15 protein-coding genes are annotated in these 20,069 nt (G+C 45.7%); 5 read left to right on the top strand and 10 right to left on the bottom strand.

What is annotated here, in order from left to right:
- Positions 1–57: 57 nt before the first annotated feature.
- Together clpP and tig are read right to left on the bottom strand one after the other, a co-directional pair.
- Positions 58–684, bottom strand: coding sequence for an ATP-dependent Clp endopeptidase proteolytic subunit ClpP (gene clpP, locus KI655_RS13465; protein ID WP_032549604.1), 627 nt, complete (start codon positions 682–684; stop codon positions 58–60).
- Positions 685–789: 105 nt separating this feature from the next.
- Positions 790–2,088 (bottom strand): trigger factor, encoded by a 1,299-nt coding sequence (gene tig, locus KI655_RS13460; RefSeq protein WP_032549605.1) that lies wholly within the window; start codon positions 2,086–2,088, stop codon positions 790–792.
- A 628-nt stretch (positions 2,089–2,716) separates the two neighbouring features.
- Between tig and KI655_RS13455 the strand changes: the two genes are divergently transcribed.
- The 3 genes from KI655_RS13455 (at position 2,717) to KI655_RS13445 (ending at position 6,152) form a co-directional block, all read left to right on the top strand.
- On the top strand, positions 2,717–4,531 hold the full coding sequence (locus KI655_RS13455) for an ATP-binding protein (RefSeq protein ID WP_285405783.1): 1,815 nt from the start codon (positions 2,717–2,719) through the stop codon (positions 4,529–4,531).
- A 10-nt stretch (positions 4,532–4,541) separates the two neighbouring features.
- Positions 4,542–5,876: a sigma-54 dependent transcriptional regulator gene (locus tag KI655_RS13450; RefSeq protein ID WP_285405780.1), complete on the top strand. Its 1,335-nt coding sequence runs from the start codon at positions 4,542–4,544 to the stop codon at positions 5,874–5,876.
- A 96-nt stretch (positions 5,877–5,972) separates the two neighbouring features.
- Complete coding sequence (locus tag KI655_RS13445) at positions 5,973–6,152, top strand: hypothetical protein (protein WP_285405778.1); 180 nt, start codon at positions 5,973–5,975, stop codon at positions 6,150–6,152.
- Between the two features lie 41 nt (positions 6,153–6,193).
- On the opposite strand, the gene KI655_RS13440 is transcribed toward KI655_RS13445, so the two are convergent.
- From KI655_RS13440 to prmB, 6 genes are all read right to left on the bottom strand, one after another.
- Positions 6,194–7,555, bottom strand: a complete 1,362-nt coding sequence (locus KI655_RS13440) for a TRAP transporter large permease (protein WP_285405776.1) — start codon at positions 7,553–7,555, stop codon at positions 6,194–6,196.
- 2 nt (positions 7,556–7,557) lie between these two features.
- Positions 7,558–8,292: a TRAP transporter small permease gene (locus KI655_RS13435; RefSeq protein WP_285405774.1), complete on the bottom strand. Its 735-nt coding sequence runs from the start codon at positions 8,290–8,292 to the stop codon at positions 7,558–7,560.
- Positions 8,293–8,358: 66 nt separating this feature from the next.
- Positions 8,359–9,354 (bottom strand): TRAP transporter substrate-binding protein, encoded by a 996-nt coding sequence (locus tag KI655_RS13430; RefSeq protein ID WP_285405772.1) that lies wholly within the window; start codon positions 9,352–9,354, stop codon positions 8,359–8,361.
- A gap of 261 nt (positions 9,355–9,615) precedes the next feature.
- Positions 9,616–11,079: a protein adenylyltransferase SelO gene (locus KI655_RS13425; RefSeq protein WP_285405771.1), complete on the bottom strand. Its 1,464-nt coding sequence runs from the start codon at positions 11,077–11,079 to the stop codon at positions 9,616–9,618.
- 430 nt (positions 11,080–11,509) lie between these two features.
- Positions 11,510–12,151, bottom strand: coding sequence for a LysE family translocator (locus tag KI655_RS13420; protein WP_285405769.1), 642 nt, complete (start codon positions 12,149–12,151; stop codon positions 11,510–11,512).
- 288 nt (positions 12,152–12,439) lie between these two features.
- Positions 12,440–13,372 (bottom strand): 50S ribosomal protein L3 N(5)-glutamine methyltransferase, encoded by a 933-nt coding sequence (prmB, locus tag KI655_RS13415; protein WP_285405767.1) that lies wholly within the window; start codon positions 13,370–13,372, stop codon positions 12,440–12,442.
- A 62-nt stretch (positions 13,373–13,434) separates the two neighbouring features.
- Here prmB and smrB point away from each other — a divergent pair, with 62 nt between their 5' ends.
- Positions 13,435–13,965, top strand: a complete 531-nt coding sequence (smrB, locus tag KI655_RS13410) for an endonuclease SmrB (protein ID WP_285405765.1) — start codon at positions 13,435–13,437, stop codon at positions 13,963–13,965.
- Between the two features lie 100 nt (positions 13,966–14,065).
- On the opposite strand, the gene sixA is transcribed toward smrB, so the two are convergent.
- On the bottom strand, positions 14,066–14,530 hold the full coding sequence (sixA, locus tag KI655_RS13405; RefSeq protein WP_285405763.1) for a phosphohistidine phosphatase SixA: 465 nt from the start codon (positions 14,528–14,530) through the stop codon (positions 14,066–14,068).
- A 305-nt stretch (positions 14,531–14,835) separates the two neighbouring features.
- Between sixA and KI655_RS13400 the strand changes: the two genes are divergently transcribed.
- On the top strand, positions 14,836–17,613 hold the full coding sequence (locus KI655_RS13400; RefSeq protein ID WP_285405761.1) for an insulinase family protein: 2,778 nt from the start codon (positions 14,836–14,838) through the stop codon (positions 17,611–17,613).
- Between the two features lie 289 nt (positions 17,614–17,902).
- Here the strand turns inward: KI655_RS13400 and fadJ are convergent, their stop codons facing one another.
- Positions 17,903–20,068, bottom strand: coding sequence for a fatty acid oxidation complex subunit alpha FadJ (gene fadJ, locus KI655_RS13395; protein ID WP_285405923.1), 2,166 nt, complete (start codon positions 20,066–20,068; stop codon positions 17,903–17,905).
- Position 20,069: the final 1 nt, after the last annotated feature.

Raw genomic sequence — 20,069 nt, 5'->3', positions numbered from 1 at the left:
CTATGTTTGAGTGTATATCAAATTCAATCAATTTGCGTTAAACAATTGCCGTGGCAATTACTCACCGCGGTGATTAAGAACTGAATCCACCAAACCGTACTCTACAGCTTGTTCTGCAGACATGAAGTTGTCACGATCAGTGTCACGCTCAACGATTTCTAGAGGCTGACCCGTGTGCTCTGCCAATAGTTTGTTTAGCTTCTGTTTGATCGTTAGGATCTCTTGCGCGTGGATTTGAATATCAGACGCTTGGCCTTGGAAGCCGCCAAGTGGCTGGTGAATCATTACACGAGAATTTGGAAGTACATGACGCTTACCAGGCTCACCACCAGCAAGTAAGAATGCACCCATCGAGCAAGCTTGACCCATACATACTGTGCTCACGTTTGGCTTAATGAACTGCATTGTGTCGTAGATAGACATACCCGCTGTTACGCTGCCGCCAGGTGAGTTGATGTATAGATAGATATCTTTGTCTGGGTTTTCTGATTCCAAGAAAAGCAGTTGAGCCACGACAAGATTTGCCATGTGGTCTTCCACTTGACCGGTTAAGAAAATGATTCGTTCTTTTAAAAGACGAGAATAGATATCGTAAGAACGTTCACCACGGGAAGTTTGTTCAACCACCATTGGAACTAGTGCGTCCATAATCGATGGCATTGTATTTTTTTCTTGGTAGCTCATATTCTTATGTCCCTAAAATAAATGGCCCGAATGATTAAATCATACGGACCATTGTTAGCAGAATTGTCGACCGTACGTCAACCTTCTACGTCAGATATTACTATATTAAGCAGGTTGCTGATTCATTAGCTCGTTGAAGCTAACTTCTTTCTCAGAAACTTGAGCTTTAGCGATGATTGCATCAATAGCTTGCTCTTCTAGAGCAACGTTGCGCATGTTGTTCATCATTTGCTCATTTTGCTCGTAGTAAGCAATAACTTCAGATGGATCTTCGTATGCAGTAGCCATCTCTTCGATGATTGCTTTTACTTTCTCATCGTCAGCTTTTAGCTCTTCAGACTTGATTACTTCACCAAGTAGAAGGCCAACAACAACGCGACGTTTAGCTTGCTCTTCGAACAGCTCACGTGGAAGTTGGTCAGCAGCTTCAGTGTTGCCACCGAAACGTTGAGCAGCTTGTTGACGTAGAGTACCGATCTCTTGGTCGATAAGTGCAGCTGGAACATCGATGTCGTTTTCTTTAACTAGACCGTCGATAGCTTGCTCTTTGATGCGGTTCTTAACAGCTTGCTTAAGCTCACGCTCCATGTTCTTACGAACTTCAGCTTTAAGACCTTCAACGCCGTCAGTCGCGCCGAACTTAGCAACGAATTCTTCGTTTAGTTCTGGAAGTTCACGAGCTTCAACTTTGTTTACTTTGATTGCAAACTTAGCTGCTTTACCTTTTAGGTTTTCAGCGTGGTAATCTTCTGGGAAGTTTACGTCGATTTCGAATTCCATGCCTTTAGTTTTGCCAACGATACCGTCTTCAAAACCAGGGATCATGCGACCAGCACCCATCTCTAGTGGGAAGTTCTCAGCTTTACCGCCTTCAAACTCTTCACCGTCGATAGAACCAACGAAATCGATAGTTGCGCGAGAACCTTCTTCTACAGCTGCATCAACTTCAGTCCAAGTTGCTTGTTGCTTACGTAGAGTTTCGATCATCTCTTCAACGTCAGCTTCTTTAACTTCTACTGCTGGTTTCTCAACAGAGATGTTTTCAAGACCTTTCAGCTCAACTTCTGGGTAAACTTCAAAAGTTGCGTTGAATACTAGATCTTCGCCTTCTTTGTTTTCTACTGGTGCGAAAGTTGGTGCGCCAGCTGGGTTGATCTTCTCTTTAACGATCGCTTCGATGAAGTGGCGCTGCATTACTTCGCCCATCACGTCTTGACGTACTGCTTTACCGTACATTTTAGCAACCATCTTCATTGGCACTTTGCCTTTACGGAAACCATCGAAACGACGGTTTTTCGCGATGTTGCGTAGTTCAGCTGTAACTGCATCTTCGATGTTAGCAGCAGGAACAGTAATATTAAGACGGCGCTCTAGGCCTTCTAGCGTTTCAACAGTAACTTGCATTATATAAAACCTCAAAACTGGCTCAGATAATCTGAGCATATGAGCCGTAACGTGCATTCCTTGGGAACGCGTGTTGTTGGCTGCATCCTTGTGTAGTGCTCTATCCGAACACCTAATTTAAAATTGAGCATTGATGCCTGAGTGATCATTCAATCAAACACCAGACTAATCAGCGATATCTTTTTTCTATGTTCTTCAGTGAAGTTCATAGCCTGTTTTACAAAAAGGAAAGGTATCTCCGATTAGCCTCAGGACAGAAATTTTAGACGCGACATTCTAGCGATCTGTTTAATCTCTGTCGAGCCAATCACCTCAGCTTGATGATGAATGCTCTAAATTCGTCCGCCTAAGTGAGTCAGATTCAATCAAAACATCACTCGACACATCGGAAATGGGGACAATAGCGGCTTTTTCAAGGGAATCGAGGGCTTTTTTTCCGAAAAAGCTTAAAAAGAGATCTTGCTCTTGTTTTACCCCTCAGAGTCGATAACTTTTTCAACAATCTGCGTTACAAAGCCTTAACCTATAACTATCTGTCAGCCCTCATTTTTTGAACTTTTTATGACACTTTGAGCGTTTCAGGTACATGACACGCTTTTCTACACCGTAATACACAGCGAGATCTCTTATGTTTCAACCTTCCCGCCTACCCATTCTGCTGCTCATCACCTATGGGTTGCTGATGATTCTCGGCGGTCACTGGGTGTGGAAAATAAGTCATCAAAGTTTGCTCGAAGATCACCAATCAAAGCTTGACCGTTTCTCTGTACATATCGCCAGTCAACTGGATAAATTCGCCCACATTCCAGAGCTGCTTTCTAAAGACAAAGAGTTGATCGATGCGCTACACGCTCCTGATAACTCTGCACAGATAGAGCTAACCAATCGCTACCTGGCACATGTGAATCAGGTAATACAAGCCTCTGACACTTATTTGCTCGACCATATCGGTACCACGATTGCGGCCAGTAACTGGAATCAAAGCCACTCATTTGTTGGTCGTAACTTTGCTTTTCGTCCCTATTTTCAGAACGCGTTCAATGGGCAAGAAAATCAATATTTTGCTCTTGGCTCGACTTCGGGGAAGCGCGGTTATTACTACTCCTACCCAGTCTCTTATGCCGCGGAGATCATTGGTGTGATTGTGGTGAAGATGGATTTGTCTCTGATTGAAGCAAGTTGGAAAGGAAAACAAAGCTATTTTGTTGCTGACGATAAAGACCACGTGGTGTTTATGTCGAGTAACCCCGACTGGCTATTTAAAAGCTTGCAACCATTGAACGATGCGCGTAAACGTGAGATCCAAGAGGGAAGACAGTTTCTTGATACCAACATTGAGAGCCTGAACTTCAATGGCGACCTAGACTCATCCACCAGCACCATTCAATCTCTTCATCCTCTGGTTCATGAGCAGTTTTTTGTCTCTTCACGCTTTATTGAACAACCGAGATTAACGGTCAGGGTACTCTCCCCTACTCATTTGGTGTGGTGGGATCTGATCTCTTATCTGGTGGTACTGAGCTTGGTGTTTGCCATCATTTATCTCGCCCTACAGCTCAATCTAAACCGCATCCATCGTCGGGCTCAGATAGACAGACTGCAATCTGAAGCCAAACAGAAGCTCGAGTTTTTGGTATTGGAAAGAACATCAGAATTACACGCAGAGGTTCTGCAACGCACCGAAACAGAAAAGGTGTTAAGGCAGACCCAAGATGAGTTAATCCAAGCCGCGAAACTGGCGGTTTTGGGGCAGATGTCCGCAAGCATCAGTCACGAGTTAAACAATCCGCTCGCTGCGATTCGCAGTTACGCCGATAACGGGCGTCTATTTTTAACCAAAGAAAAGTTCGAACGTGTTGATGACAACCTATCACGCATCTCATCACTGACTGACCGCATGGCCAAGATCAGTCATCAGCTTCGATCGTTTGCCAAAAAATCAAATGCGGAAGACCTATCGCAACTCCAATTACTTCCTCTGCTTCACTCCTCTATCGAGTTAATGAAACCTCAATTGAAGGCAGAAAGAGTGGCGATATCCCCCCTTCCGGACAAGCTAGATGCGCTCATTCAAGCCAATGCTATCCAGCTAGAACAGGTGATCATTAACCTTATCACCAATGGTATGCAGGCCATGGAAGGGCAAGAGATTAAACAGCTTAATCTCGAGTTCGAACACCACACCAACTCAAACTCAGAACAATGTATTCAGCTACATATTGACGATAACGGCCCCGGCTTTGCGCATGACACGCCGCAACAGTTTTTTGAACCATTCCATACCACCAAGAAAAATGGTTTAGGACTTGGACTATCAATCTCACAACAGATTATAAGAGGCATAAATGGCGAACTCACCCACGCCAAAAGCCCATTAGGCGGAGCAAGATTTACTATTTGTCTGCCGTTAATTACAGAACAACAAAATAACAATAACGATTAAAGGAACCATTATGTGCCATGTCTATTTCATTGATGATGAGCCAGATCTGCGGCTAGCCAGTGAACAGAGCTTTGAACTGGCAGACATTGATGCTCAATTTTTCCCTGACGCAGAATCAGCGTTGATTGCTATTCAAGAGCACGGACTGCCTCATGTGATAATCACCGATATCTGTCTTCCCGGGTTATCTGGCCACGATCTGTTGAATACCGTCATTCACAAAGATAAAGAGCTGCCAGTGATCATGATTACTGGGCACGGCGACATCTCAATGGCGGTGAAATCAATTCATGATGGCGCTTATGATTTTATCGAGAAGCCATTTGCCAATGAGAGGCTGATCGAAACCACCAAACGTGCCATCGAAAAGCGTCAGCTGATCCTCGAAAACCGCGATCTCAAACAATCACTGAAAGCGAGTCAAACCTTAGGGCCACGCATTATCGGCGACACACCAGTTATCCAAGAACTGCGTTCGACCATCACTCATGTCGCTGACACTAGTGCCGATATCTTGCTGTTTGGAGAAACTGGAACGGGTAAAGAGTTAGTGGCACGCTCGCTTCATGAACAAAGCAGTAGACGTGAACAGAATTTTGTCGCAGTTAACTGTGGCGCGGTACCGGAGAACTTAATTGAAAGCGAACTCTATGGTCACGAAAAAGGCGCCTTTACTGGTGCTGAAACCAAGCGAGTAGGCAAATTTGAACACGCTCAAGGCGGCACTCTATTCCTTGATGAGATTGAATCCATGCCGATGCAAGCGCAGATCCGCCTGCTGCGTGTGTTACAAGAGCGAGTGATTGAGCGTATTGGTTCTAACCAGTTACTCCCCTTAGATATACGTGTCATTGCAGCTACCAAGGTTGACCTTAAGAAAGCCGCGGCGGAGGGCACGTTTAGACAAGATCTCTATTATCGCCTTAATGTTGTCACACTCGACTTGCCACCACTTCGTAGCCGCAAAGAGGACATTGCAGCCCTCTTCCACCACTTTCTGTTGGTTGCTGCTGCTCGCTATGGCAAAACGGCACAAGCATTGCCAAGCAGCGATCTTCATAAACTTATCGCGCATGACTGGCCGGGGAACGTACGAGAGCTAAGGAATACCGCAGAACGCTTCATCTTACTCGGTAAACTAGCGCAGCTCGGAGATACGGTTGAACATGAAAGCTGCTCCAGTCTCGCAGATCAGGTCGCAAGCTTTGAAAAATCCGTCATTGAACAAGCCCTCATCGACAATGAGGGCAGTATCAAAATGACGATGGAACTGCTTAACGTTCCTAGAAAAACGCTCTACGACAAGATGCAGCGTTACCAAATCGACAAAGACAATTTTAAGTAATGCCCCTCTGTTGATTTATGCTCTAAGTTGGCAGAGACGCATGAGCTCAACCATACTTTCAGCATCCAATTTGACAACAGCAAGTCCAGTTAAGCCATGAATGAGAAAACAACAGTTCCTGCGATATCCGATACCGTTTTGATCGACGGACATTACGAAGAAGAGAAGCGTTCGGGGCGCGAGCGACGCAAGAGTAACGTTCGTTGGAAGGGTTACGACAGAAGAAACAAAGCCACTCGCCGTGACCCGGGCAAAAAAATAGATGAAGAGGTTTAGCTCTTCATCTATCTGTTAGGGGGAAATTGTACTTAATTGTGTTACTTGGTGATTATTTCCGGCCCCATCAAAGTGGTCGGTAGCCAAGTCGATACCCAAGGCACGTAAGTTACGATTATCAAGAACAGGAACATGACGCCAACCCACGGCAGTGCCGCTTTCACCACGTTCATCATCGACATCTTCGCCACCCCTGCGGTCACAAACAAGTTGAGACCCACTGGCGGCGTTATCATCCCTATCTCCATGTTCACCACCATCATGATACCAAGGTGGATTGGGTCAATACCCAGCGCAATTGCGATTGGGAAAACCAGCGGAGCAACGATGATCAGAAGGCCTGATGGCTCCATGAACTGACCACCAATCAATAGCAGTACGTTAACCACAATCAAGAAGGTAATTGGACCAAGACCTGCCGATAGCATCGACTCGGTGATCATTTGTGGAATGCGCTCTTCTGTTAGCACGTGCTTAAGAATTAGAGCATTCGCAATGATAAACAACAGCATAATGGTCAGCTTACCGGCGTCATACAAAGTATCTTTGGTGTCTTTATGCACAAAGGTTTGCAACGCTTTCACCAGCATCGGCTTTTTGTTTTCTTTATCTGCGAATGGGCCCATGTCTTTATAGACGAAGTTGGCAATAAAGAACGCGTACACGGCGGCGACTGCCGCCGCTTCTGTTGGCGTAAAGATACCACCATAGATACCACCAAGAATGATGACGATAAGCAGTAGCCCCCAGCTTGCATCTTTAGCGGCTGCGAACATTTCGCCCCATCCAACAAACGGCTGTGCAGGAATCTTTTTGATACGTGCAGCGATGTAGATAGCAATCATCAGCATCACACCGGCTAGTAAACCTGGGATAACACCACCCAAGAACATACGCCCAACCGACACGTCAGTTGCTGCAGCGTATACCACCATTACGATGGAAGGCGGAATCAAGATGCCCAAAGTACCCGCGTTACAGATAACACCTGCTGCGAACTCTTTTGAGTAGCCATTTTTCACCATACCTGCAATTACGATACTACCGATCGCAACAACCGTTGCCGGAGAAGAACCAGACAGTGCTGCAAACATCATACACGCCACAACCGACGCCATTGCTAAACCACCGCGGAACCAGCCAACCATTGCGATTGCAAAGCGAATGATTCGTTTCGCCACACCACCGGTCGACATAAAGCTAGAAGCCAAAATGAAGAATGGGATTGCCAGCAAGGTATAGTGTCCGGCGAAGGCATTAAACAGCGTTTGCGCTACAGAGGCCAATGACGCATCAGAGTGCATCAGCAAAAATAGAATACTGGATAGACCCAGTGAGATAGCAATCGGCACGCCCACCAGCATGAAAGCGATTACCATCAAAAATAGAAATAACATCGCCATGATTAGTCGTCCTTGCTTTTCGATTGTTGATTAGATGGCTTTTCGTCTTCCGTTTTCACGGAGTTTTGCGAATCCAAAATCGCAGTCGCGTCTTCGTCACTTCCCGCTTCCACCTGAGCTTTCAGTGCATCCAAATCTTCTTCGGCTTCGTGACCTGCGATCATGCGGTCAATCTTGCCCGTCGCTACTTGATAGGCTATTTGTGCAAATCGGAATGTAAGAAGTGCCATACCAATCGGTAGTGCCATGTAAGGGATGAATCTAGGCAGTTTCTCGTATCGCTCACCTTCATTTAGCCAGTCAGCGAGAAACTGAAGCATCTCCGGCATTGGAATATCGTCGGTTTCGTACCATGCGCGATCGGTCGCGAACGGGTACCAATAGTTCCAAGAACCAATCAAAAGAAGGATAGAAAACGCCAGACAACAAGTGACAGCGACCAAGGCATACACTTTTCTCAGCTTCTCTGGTGCTAGGTTGATAACCACATCAACACCGATGTGGAAGTGCTTTTTAACGCCGTAAGAAGCGCCAACTAGCACCATCCATGCAAACATGAATACGGTGAGTTCCAATGCCCATAAAATGTTGTCATTGAACGCGTATCGAAACACCACGTTCGCAAAAGTAAGTAGGGTCATTGCACCCAGAAAGAAAGCAATCAAAGACTCTTCAATTGCGTCGGTAACTCTCCCGACTTTGGAAAATAAAGACTGTTCCATTTGAGACTGTTCCATAAAATGCTCCGCTTATAATTGTTTTAATAAAGGGCGGCGGTAGGGAGCCGCCACCCAATAGCGGTATTACTGGTTAGAAGCCAGTGCAGCTTCGATTAGATCAGAGCCGATGTCTTTCTCAAACTTCTTCCATACTGGTTGAAGCGCTGTTACCCAAGCTTGACGCTGTTCAGGTGTCAGAGTACGAACTTCACCACCAGCTTCGATGATGTTGTTTTTGTTCGCTAGGTTAACTTTCGAAGACTCAGCGTTACGTGTTTCAGAAACCTCTTTAACGATAGTGCCTAGCTGATCACGAACGTCATCAGGCAGTTTTTTCCAGAAGTCGTTAGACGTTACCACTAGGTAATCCAGAATACCGTGGTTGGTTTCTGTCACACCGTCTTGTACTTCGAAGAATTTCTTACCGTAGATGTTTGACCATGTATTCTCTTGGCCATCGATAACTTTAGTTTGCAGACCGCCGTATACTTCTTTGAATGACATTTTCTGAGGGTTAGCACCTAACTGCTCAAACTGTGCCACCAATACGTCAGACGCTTGCACACGGAACTTCAGACCTTCTGCATCAGCAGGGCTGATAAGTGGCTTGTTCGCCGACATCTGCTTCATGCCGTTATGCCAGAACGCTAGACCTTGAAGGCCACGACGCTTCATTGCATTCTTCAGCTTTTCACCAGATTCTGAGTTTTGGAAACGATCAACGGCTTCTACGTCTTCAAACAAGAATGGAAGGTCAAAAATGCGGTATTTCTTAGTGAATTTTTCAAATTTGGACAGCGAAGGTGCCGCCATTTGAACATCACCGTTTAACAGGGCTTCCAGTACCTTGTTGTCATCGTATAGCGTTGAGTTAGGGAAAACTTGCATACAAGCTTTGCCATTCATTTCGGTGTTTACTCGCTCTTCTAGTAAAGAAGCAGCAATGCCTTTCGGGTGCTTATCGGTATTCGTTACGTGGCTGAATTTGATAACAATTTCACCCGGATCACAGTTCGCAGCAGCATTAAAACTTGTGAGCGCAAGTGCAGAGACAGATAGCAGGGTAAGAGGCTTAAACATTATTATTCTCCTTAGTAAACAAAGCAGCCCATCAATGGGAACTGCGTGCTTTCACTAAGGCAATTAGCGAGCCAGCTAGCTACATTTATTTAACAACCCTTTAACCATAAGGCTTGAGAGAAAAATGAACGGGGAAGCAAAGTGGAAATGAATTTTCAAATGGGTGGAAAATGACACATCCCATTTTATGAAATGTGTCATTTCTCGAACATTTAAATTAAGCGCTTATTTTGAGCTGAGCACTTATTTTGAATAGAACACTTATGAAGAACAGCTGATCTCCATCTCTTTGCCCCACTCTGGTGGCAGTGCTGCTAAATATTCATAGTCAGGGTGCTCGGAATACGGATCGGCAAGCACAACCATTAACGCATCTACCACACTGCTATCGCCCTCTTCCGCTTTATCAATTGCCAACTGAGCCAGATAATTACGCAGTACATATTTAGGGTTGATTGCACGCATTTTCTCACAGCGCTCTTCGGTACTTTCCTGTTCCAGTTCACAGCGCTTAAGGTAACTATCGACCCAAAGCTTGGCTGCTTGCCGATCGATGACTAGATCAATCACCTCTTGCTCAGATTGCGTGTCGAGATCCGATAGCGCTCTGAAGAAACGAGGATAATCGACTCGGTTTTGCGACATCAACTCAAACATCGATTCGAACAGACGACTATCCCCTTCTTGCTTCGACAACAGTCCTAACTTTCTGCGCATCAACTGGCTAAAGTAACCATTCATCTGCGGCTCGTACATCTCTAGCGCGGCTTCTAGATCTGGACGCTCAATCAAAGCTGAAAGTGAATGCGCCAATGCGGACAAGTTCCACATACCAATGCGCGGCTGCTGGTTGAAAGCGTAGCGACCTTGGTAATCCGAGTGATTACAGATAAGTCGAGAGTTGTACTCATCCATAAAGGCAAAGGGCCCGTAATCAAAGGTTTGCCCAATGATCGACATGTTATCGGTGTTCATGACACCATGAGCAAACCCATTAGCCTGCCACAAGGCAATCATCTCTGCGGTACGATCGACGATCTGATTAAACATCGCGACATAAGGTTTTTCTTCATCTAAACACTCAGGGAAGTGCCACTCGATGACTTTATCTGCAAGCAAACGCTGCTCCGCCAATTGATTGGTATAGAAAAGGTGTTCAAAGTGACCAAAACGAATATGCGTTTCCGATGCCCTCACTAGCAACGCGCCCTTCTCCTGCTTTTCGCGATAAACAGGCGTATCACTGATCATCATTGCCAGTGCGCGCGTGGTTGGAATCTTCAAACCCGCCATCGCCTCACTACATAGATACTCCCGAACTGTTGAACGGATAACCGCTCGACCATCACCCATTCGAGAATATGGCGTTTTCCCCGCACCTTTAAGATGTAAGTCGAACGTTTCGCCACTTTTAGCGACAACTTGTGCCAGTAGTAAACCTCGACCATCGCCCAAATCTGGGTTGTAAGCGCCAAACTGATGGCCTGCGTACTTCATCGCAATCGGATCAAAATTGACGTTATCCACCAGCCCCGAGAGGGAATTAAGCAGGTCAGGATCTAGTTCAGTAATATTGGCCGAAGGAAAGCCAAGTTCAGTGGCAAAATTGCTATTCCATGCCAACCATTGAGGGTTGAGTAATGGTGTTGGATGAACACGCGAGTAAAAGACTTGAGGAAGTTCAACAAATCGATTGTTAAAAGAGAGAGAATCCCAAACAGACATAACGACACACTTTGAGCAAATAATAGTGTCAGATTATCACAGTTTGGTAACAACTTCTGGAAAGGTTGAGTGGCTAACTACAGGGTCTTGGCTGGTTGCTAAGGTAGAAAGCCACGATCAATGTTGAGATAAGGTTGAGCGATAAGATCGTGAAAAACAGTTATTCATAACAATTTTCGAGTTGCGTAAACCTAATTAGATTAGAGCTAGAATAGCGATTAGAGAAACTGATGCGAAAAGCCATGTACGACCGATAACGCCAAAATGAGAGTGTTGGATCATTTCTTGATGCTGCATAAATGCGCTCCTTAACTATATATACCGTGTATATACAATATATCGACAAGCGACCAAAATCGGCAAGCACATTAATATTAACTTTTTATTACAGCACCAAGAAACTTTCGTAACAATTGAGATTTTTTATGCTTTAAGCACGAGTTGTCGTCGATAAAAGCGCGCCAGCACCGATAAATACACCTCCGGTAACTCGGTTAAACATCTTGGCTCGCCCTTTAGCAAACAACCAGTTAGACGATTTTGCGCCCAAATAGGCGTACATCAATAACCAAGACAGCTCCATCACAGCAAAAGTGCTCGCGAACACAACAAACTGTGGAAGCAGTGCGGCAGTTGGGTCAATAAACTGAGGGAACAGTGCGGTGAAGAACAAAATCGCTTTAGGGTTGCTCGCTCCGACAATAAAACCACTGAGATAGTGCTGAAGGTAACTTCCTCTGTTTTGCTGGTTTGCCGCTTTATCTTCATCATCAAGCTGATAGCTCTGCTGATCAGAGCGAAGCGACTTCCAACCCAAATAGATCAGATACGCAGCACCTGTCCATTTAATCACATTAAAGACTACCTCTGATGAGGCGATAATGACCCCAAGGCCGGTAAAAGAAAGACTCAGTATCGAGGTGATGGCCGTTAGGCTCCCCAGCGCAGTAAAAACCGAGAGACGAAAGCCCGATTGCACTGCTTTAGTCATGCACAGCAGAGAGCTTGGCCCAGGTGAGGCTGTCAGTACCAATACCGCCAGAAAGTAGTAAAACCAAATATCAAAACTCATCGTGAATCCTCCCTAACTCACTAACTAACTAACTAACTAACTAACTAGAATGTATAAAATTTAGACTCCAATATGAATGAGATGTGCAACTTGATCAACTTACCTCAGGCCAAGGGCGATAAGTAAAACAACACGAAAGAGACGTGCAACAAGCTAGAGAAAGAGTGAAGTACTAATTTCTCTCAATTTCATGATTGTTTTATTCAAAGATGTTGTGGCAATAAGTATGAATCTCCAAAAACAAAAAAACCGCACTAATAAGCGCGGTTTTTAGCGATTGAACTCAACTTAGTCTTTGTAAATTGAGAACTCGTCAGCACAAGCAACCATCTGCTCGCGAGTGATCATGAATACACCGTGACCACCATTTTCAAACTCAATCCACGTGAATGGAATGTGTGGGTACTGTTCCATCATGTGAACCATTGAGTTACCTACTTCACAGATAAGAATACCGTTTTCAGTCAAGTAATCTGGTGCGTTTGCAAGAATACGACGAACCAGTTTCAGACCATCTGTACCCGCAGCCAAACCTAATTCAGGCTCATGCGTGAATTCGTCCGGTAGGCTGTTCATATCTTCCTCGTCAACGTACGGCGGGTTAGAGACGATCAGGTTGTACTTCTCTTTTGGTAGATCGCGGAACAGATCAGAACGGATTGGGAACACTTGTTGCTCCATACCGTGGTCTTGAACGTTTTGCTCTGCCACTTGAAGTGCATCCGTTGAGATATCAATGGCATCCACTTCTGCTTCAGGGAATGCGTGTGCACAAGCGATAGCAATACAACCACTGCCCGTACATAGATCCATGATGCGAGTTGGCTCTTCTGTTAGCCAAGGTTGGAATTGCGCTTCGATCAGTTCACCGATTGGCGAACGTGGCACAAGTACACGCTCATCAACGAAGAACTCCAGGCCACAGAACCAAGCTTTGTTGGTTAGGTAAGCCGTAGGCGTGCGCTCGTTGATTCGTTTAATAACGCGCTCAACAATACGTAGACGCTCGCTGCTGGTTAGACGAGAATTCAATACGTGTGAAGGAACGTCGATCGGCAGATAAAGGGTAGGTAAAATTAGTTGTACCGCCTCATCCCACGCATTATCTGTGCCGTGACCATAAAATAGGCCCGCTGCATTGAAGCGGCTAACAGTCCAACGAATCACATCTTGAAGCGTGTGTAGTTCTGATACCGCTTCTTCTACAAAAATCTTATCCAAAATCATCTCCGAAAAGCGCTACAATACTGCTAATTACGTTTCAATTTAGAACTTATAACCTGATGAGCAAAAAAGACACCGATATCGATGACGATTTCGCCCTGTTCAGTGAAGCAGTAAAGGGCGTTAAAAAGTTGCAACAGGATACCATAATCCAGCAGCCAAAAAGAAATACCAAACAAAAAGAAATTACGCGCACGGCACGACAAGCCAGTGACAGCGAGTTTTATTTTTCAGATGAGTTTATTCCTCACCTCAGTACAGATGGCCCAACGCGCTACGCTCGTGATGATGTCTCTAAATATGAAGTGAAAAGACTACGTCGCGGTGTCTACGTACCTGACGTTTACCTCGACATGCACGGCATGAGCCAGCAAGAGGCTAAGCGCGAACTCGGTGCGATGATCGCGCACTGTGTAAAAGAAGGCGTCTCTTGTGCTTCTGTGCAGCACGGCATTGGTAAGCATATTCTAAAAGAGAAAGTGCCATTGTGGCTGGCTCAACATCCCGATGTGCTCGCCTTTCACCAAGCCCCACTTGAGTTTGGCGGTAACGGTGCCCTACTGGTTCTGATTTCTATCCCAGAAAAATAAAGCTCGAAAAACTACGTAACAGACAGCAAAAAGGCACATCACATGATGTGCCTTTCTCTTATTCGACTTTTGGCGAATGGGCTCTCAGAGCAACCCTCAATTAAGGGTTAATATTCCAATCTAGCTCACCTTTTTTGGTCTCTAAATCAAAATCGATACAGACCAAACCCGATGTTGGGAACATAGGCGGCGCCATGCCCGTTGCGAACTCTGCAGTTAAATAGCCGACGAGAGGTAAGTGTGATACGAATAGCACGCTCTCTAGATTTTCCACTTCTGCCATTGCGACGGTGTAATCGAAAACTTGGTCAGACACACCATACGGGGTGATGTCTTCGCTCGTCTCTACCTTGTCGCCGGAGAACACTTGTGAGATCTCTAACCAAGTCTCTTGAGCTCTCAAATATGGGCTGACCAACACCTTATCAAACTGGCTTACCCCTTGTTCAGCGGCGGCTTGAGCCACTGCAAGCGATAACTTCTTACCACGCTTGGTGAGCGCACGTTCTGCATCTGAGTTTGCAAAATGTTCTGCTTCACCGTGACGCATTATGAATATTTTCATGTTCTATCCTATCTATGTAGCCTTTGAAAGCTGAGCAACCAAATGGGTTACCTGAACGCTACTTAGGGCGTGACTCTAAAGTTAGAGAAACTTTGTTCGATGTAAATAATTATACCAAGTCACTTGCCAAAGAGTTCGACTTTCTTAACAATCTTATTAAAAGAAAATAAATCACTGATAAAAATCGATAAAATCGATTTCAAAATCAACAAAAAGCTCTTCATATCCCAAAATGGGATCACAAGGTTTGCACCGATTTACATCGGGTACATAATTTAAACACTACCTTCTCTGGAGATACGCGTGTGCATCTAAGTCCAAACGACGAACACCAATATCGCTATTTAACGCTTAATAATGGCCTAAGAGTGTTGCTTGTTCATGACCATCATGCTCAAAAAGCCGCCGCCGCACTCGCCGTTAATGTTGGGCATTTTGACGATCCAAGCGATCGAGAGGGTTTGGCTCATTACTTAGAGCATATGCTTTTTTTGGGCACTGAAAAGTATCCAAAGGTCGGAGAGTTCCAAAGTTTCATCAGCCAGCACGGTGGCAGTAATAATGCGTGGACAGGCACAGAGCACACCTGTTTCTTCTTCGATGTCGAACTCGATGCCTTTGAAAATGCACTCGACCGATTCAGTCAATTTTTTACCGCACCTTTATTTAACGAAGAAGCTCTCGATAAAGAGCGCCAAGCTGTAGATTCTGAGTATAAGATGAAGCTCAATGACGACTCGCGACGCCTCTATCAAGTCACCAAAGAACTGGTCAACCCAGACCATCCATTTGCAAAATTTTCAGTCGGTAACGTAGAGACGCTTGGGGATAGAAACGGTCAAACCATTCGTCAAGAGATCCTCGATTTCCACCAGCAGCAATATTCAGCGGATCTCATGACGCTGACGCTTTCTGGCAACCAACCGCTTGAACAAATGCAGCAGTGGGTGGAGCAGAGATTCAGCTCTATCACCAATCACAAGCGACAAGGTAAAAAGGTAGAGGTGTCCATCATTGGTTCAGAGAGCACCGGCGTTCAGGTGTACGTTGAGCCAATCAAAGAGATTCGTAAGCTAATTCTCACCTTCCCTATGCCAAGCATGGACGAACACTACAGTATTAAACCCCTCTCCTTCTTTGCGCACCTATTAGGCTATGAGGGTGAAGGCAGTTTGATGATGCAGTTAAAAGAGAAGGGTTGGATCACCTCCCTCTCTGCCGGCGGTGGTGCCAGTGGCAGTAACTATCGCGATTTCACTGTCAGCTGTTCGCTCTCAGTCGATGGTCTTGATAAGGTTGATGACATCACTCAAGCGGTATTCCAATACATTAAGTTGATTGAAAAAGAAGGGATGCAAGAGTGGCGTTATCTAGAAAAGCGCGCAGTACTTGAATCCGCCTTTCGCTTCCAAGAGCCTGCACGACCAATGGATGTCGTTAGCCACCTTGTGATGAACATGCAGCACTACCCTGAACAAGACGTGGTCTACGGCGATTACAAAATGGCGAACTACGATGAAGCGCTGCAACGTTCATTACTCAGCTATTTCACTATAGATAACATGAGGTCGACCTTGATCGCTCAAGGTCTAGAGTATGACCGAAAAGCCAAGTGGTACTTCACGCCTTACTCGGTTAGGCCTTTCAGCGAACAGCAAAAACAATCCTATCAATGTATCAATCCTGGATGGGAATTTGAACTGCCCGGTAAAAACCCATTTATCTGTTACGACCTCGATCCAGCAGAGCTAGAAGGCTCAAAAACGCACCCAAGCCTATTGCAAGAGCTAGACGGATTTAAACTATGGCATTTACAGGATACGGAGTTCCGTGTCCCTAAAGGCGTGGTCTATGTGGCGATTGACAGCCCTCACTCCGTGGCCAGTCCAAGAAACATTGTAAAGACGCGATTGTGTGTCGAAATGTTCTTAGATTCACTCGAAAAAGAGACATATCAAGCTGAAATTGCTGGAATGGGTTACAACATGTATACCCACCAAGGCGGCGTGACACTGACGATTTCTGGCTTTAGCCGTAAGCAGCCACAGCTACTCAATATGATCTTAGAACGTTTTGCATCGCGTCAATTCAGCCCTGCTCGTTTTGATACCATCAAGAGCCAACTGCTGAGAAGTTGGAGCAACGCTTCGCAGGATCGTCCTATATCCCAGCTCTTCAATGCTATGACCGGATTACTGCAGCCCAATAACCCACCCTACTCGGTGTTGATCGAGGCGCTAGAAACCATTCAAGTTGATGAGCTCTCTTCATTCGTGCAGGCCATATTAGCCGAACTGCACGTCGAGATGTTCGTGTATGGAGACTGGTGTCAAGACGATGCCGTGCAGATGGCAGAATCGCTCAAAGATGCTCTTAGAGTCAAAGATCAGGCGTATGAAGAGTCGCTTCGCCCGTTGGTCATGCTGGGTGAAAATGGCAGCTTCCAGCGTGAAGTGGTGTGCAATCAGGATGACTCTGCGATTGTGGTCTATTACCAATGCCCAGATATTTCACCGCAGAGTATTGCCCTCTATTCTCTGGCGAATCACTTAATGTCGGCGACCTTTTTCCACGAGATTCGCACTAAGCAACAGCTCGGTTATATGGTCGGTACAGGTAACATGCCGCTCAATCGTCACCCGGGTATTGTGCTCTATGTGCAATCTCCGAACGCGGCACCAGTCGACTTGATTGCGTCCATCGATGAATTTCTCAATGCCTTTTATATGGTATTGCTGGAACTCAACGACTATCAATGGCACAGCAGTAAGCGGGGTTTGTGGAACCAGATATCAACACCAGACACCACTCTGCGAGGCCGAGCTCAGCGTCTATGGGTCGCGATTGGTAACAAGGATACGGACTTCAATCAGCGCGAGCGTGTTCTCGAAGAACTAAAAGGCTTATCTCGCAGCGACATGATTCGTTTTGTGGTCAATCAACTCAAGCCACGCACCGCAAACCGCTTAATCATGCATGCTCAAGGTAATGCTCACCAAGAAGCAATGCCGCTATCAATGGGGGTTGAGATTGGCTCTATCGAAGAGTTTCAGCTTCGCCCGAAAGATACGAAACTTGGTTAAGCAATCACCGGTAGGACTCAAAGGTTGATGTTAGCGCATCAACCTTTTTTGTATCTGGCACGCGCCAAAAGAGATCTCCTACTACGCTCCTTCGTCGCTTTAGGAGATGGCGATAGGGTCGTTCTTCTTCCATAGAACTCACTTAGACTACCAATTAGTATCGTTCCTCGTCATTCCCGAGAAGGAGGTTCGACTGAGTCGGGAATCTCATTCTTCTGGTCGTGTTCCTCCTAAAACAAAAAGCCCGTATCTCAAGGTGATACGGGCTTTGTCATCAACTCAGTTCATCTTACTTATAGAACGGCTCATCCAAGCCTGCGCGAGTCAGTAGGCCATCACACGGTGCAAAGCGATCACCGTATTTCACAGCGAAGTCGTTCATCATATCTACCAGTGCCTTAACGCCAATCTGATCCATATAACGGAACGGACCGCCGAGGAATGGAGGGAAACCAATACCGAAGATAGCACCGATATCACCATCACGAGGGCTACGGATAATGCCTTCATCAAGACAGCGAACGGCCTCATTCAGCATTGGTAGCACACAACGCATCGCAATATCGTTATCGCTCAATTTAGGATCTGGCTGAAGTTTCAGCAGCTTGTAAACCGACTTATCGACTTCTTTCTTCTTACCTTTGTAGGTATAGAAGCCTTTACCGCTCTTACGGCCTTTACGATTGTCATTCAACAACACGTCGAACACATCTGGCCCTTGGAAACGCTCTCCAAGCTCATTAACAAGAATCGGCATGATCTTCGCGCCAATATCGACACCCACCTCATCCAATAGCGTAATTGGACCAACCGGGAAGCCAAAATCAAGCAGTGCACTGTCGAGCTTCTCAATCGGCTCATTCGCCAATAGCAGATGCGCCGCTTCGTTCATATATGGAGCAAGAATACGGTTTACATAGAAGCCTGCTCTATCTTTTACAACGATCGGGGTCTTGCCTTGCTTTTTCGCCAGCGCCACGACCGTTGAAATAGTTTGCTCAGACGTACCTTCGTGAGGGATTACCTCAACCAATGGCATCTTCTCAGCAGGACTAAAGTAGTGAAGACCAACAACATTCTCTGGGCGCTCTGCTTTCTCAGCGATCTTATGGATCGGTAGCGAAGAAGTATTAGTAGCGAAGATAGTCTCTGGCTTCGCGTTCTCTTCAATATCTGCAACCATCTTCTGTTTAAGATCGAGATCTTCGAATACCGCCTCGATCACCACATCAATATGGTTGAAGCTAGTAAAATCGATGCCACCTGATAGCTGTAGCATTTTGCTTTCTAAACCAGCACGGCTCAGAATGCGGCGTTTCTTCTGCTTATTGAATAGCTTGTAGTTGTAATTCAAAGCGTTCAGAACACCATCGTTCGATACATCTTTGATGCGAACGGGTACCTTGGCTTTCGCAACGCTCACATGGCTGATGCCTGCACCCATTAAACCGCCACCGAGTACGCCAACACGACCTACACGATTTGGCTCAGCATCAGCACCATTCTCTTTCTTCATTTCGGTAGTCGCGAAGAAGATTGAGCGTAGCGCTTTCGATTCATCGCTCATCACCAACTCAGAGAAACGCTGCGCTTCATACTTCAAGCCTTTCTCAAAGCCGTTCTCTAAACCATGACGAATCACGTCTAGAATTGCGTCAGCGGCTGGGTAGTTACCACGCGTTTTCTGGTTCGTTTTCTTAGCTGCTTGCTCAAAGATAACCTTGCGGCCTAGGCCATTACGAGAGATAAGCTTCTCTTTGGTCGAGGCTTGGCTCTTAGATGCAAGGCGTTTGCCCTTCTTGTTTCCAGAGTTCTTCTCGACCAAATCTTTTGCAACTTTAAGCAGGATCGTTTCAGGAACACAAGCATCTACCACACCTAACTTCTTAGCTTTTTTGGCGCGAAGTTGTTTGCCAGTTAAAATCAGATCCAATGAAGGTAGCAAGCCAATTAAGCGTGGTAATCGCTGCGTTCCGCCAGAGCCTGGTAATAGACCAAGCTGCACTTCTGGAAGACCTAAACGTGTTTTGTCGGAATCAGTACAAACGCGGTAATCACACGCCAAAGCAAGCTCTAAACCACCACCTAAACAAGGGCCATGAATCGCTGCAACCACTGGATATGGTAAGTCAGACAGCTCTTGGAACATCTCTTGACCTTGTCTTGCAAGAGACTCGGCTTCACTAGCGCTGGTGCACGCGTCTAGCATTCGAACATCCGCGCCCGCGATAAAGTTATCAGGCTTCAATGAATGAACGATCAAGCCTTTAACGCTACTCTGCTTCTCTTTAAGCTGCTCGAAGATACTTTTCATCTCTTCTGCAAAAGCAGCTTGTAAGGTATTCATTTTCTCGTTTGGTACATCGATAGCCAACCAAGCAATGTTTTGATCATCAATATTGAGTGAGAAAGCTGTTTTGCTTGTTACAGCGCTTGGTGCAGATTCATTATCCATT

It is taken from the genome of Vibrio sp. D404a (genome assembly GCF_030248535.1).
Taxonomy (GTDB): domain Bacteria; phylum Pseudomonadota; class Gammaproteobacteria; order Enterobacterales; family Vibrionaceae; genus Vibrio.
The sequence above is the reverse complement of the archived record's forward strand: the minus strand, read 5'-3'. Positions and strand labels throughout refer to the sequence as shown.

Bases quoted from the DNA above. Each gene is read 5' to 3' on its own strand.
- clpP (WP_032549604.1), bottom strand. From the start codon at position 684: ATGAGCTACCAAGAAAAAAATACAATGCCATCGATTATGGACGCACTA.
- tig (WP_032549605.1), bottom strand. From the start codon at position 2,088: ATGCAAGTTACTGTTGAAACGCTAGAAGGCCTAGAGCGCCGTCTTAAT.
- KI655_RS13455 (WP_285405783.1), top strand. From the start codon at position 2,717: ATGTTTCAACCTTCCCGCCTACCCATTCTGCTGCTCATCACCTATGGG.
- KI655_RS13450 (WP_285405780.1), top strand. From the start codon at position 4,542: ATGTGCCATGTCTATTTCATTGATGATGAGCCAGATCTGCGGCTAGCC.
- KI655_RS13445 (WP_285405778.1), top strand. From the start codon at position 5,973: ATGAATGAGAAAACAACAGTTCCTGCGATATCCGATACCGTTTTGATC.
- KI655_RS13440 (WP_285405776.1), bottom strand. From the start codon at position 7,555: ATGGCGATGTTATTTCTATTTTTGATGGTAATCGCTTTCATGCTGGTG.
- KI655_RS13435 (WP_285405774.1), bottom strand. From the start codon at position 8,292: ATGGAACAGTCTCAAATGGAACAGTCTTTATTTTCCAAAGTCGGGAGA.
- KI655_RS13430 (WP_285405772.1), bottom strand. From the start codon at position 9,354: ATGTTTAAGCCTCTTACCCTGCTATCTGTCTCTGCACTTGCGCTCACA.
- KI655_RS13425 (WP_285405771.1), bottom strand. From the start codon at position 11,079: ATGTCTGTTTGGGATTCTCTCTCTTTTAACAATCGATTTGTTGAACTT.
- KI655_RS13420 (WP_285405769.1), bottom strand. From the start codon at position 12,151: ATGAGTTTTGATATTTGGTTTTACTACTTTCTGGCGGTATTGGTACTG.
- smrB (WP_285405765.1), top strand. From the start codon at position 13,435: ATGAGCAAAAAAGACACCGATATCGATGACGATTTCGCCCTGTTCAGT.
- sixA (WP_285405763.1), bottom strand. From the start codon at position 14,530: ATGAAAATATTCATAATGCGTCACGGTGAAGCAGAACATTTTGCAAAC.
- fadJ (WP_285405923.1), bottom strand. From the start codon at position 20,068: ATGGATAATGAATCTGCACCAAGCGCTGTAACAAGCAAAACAGCTTTC.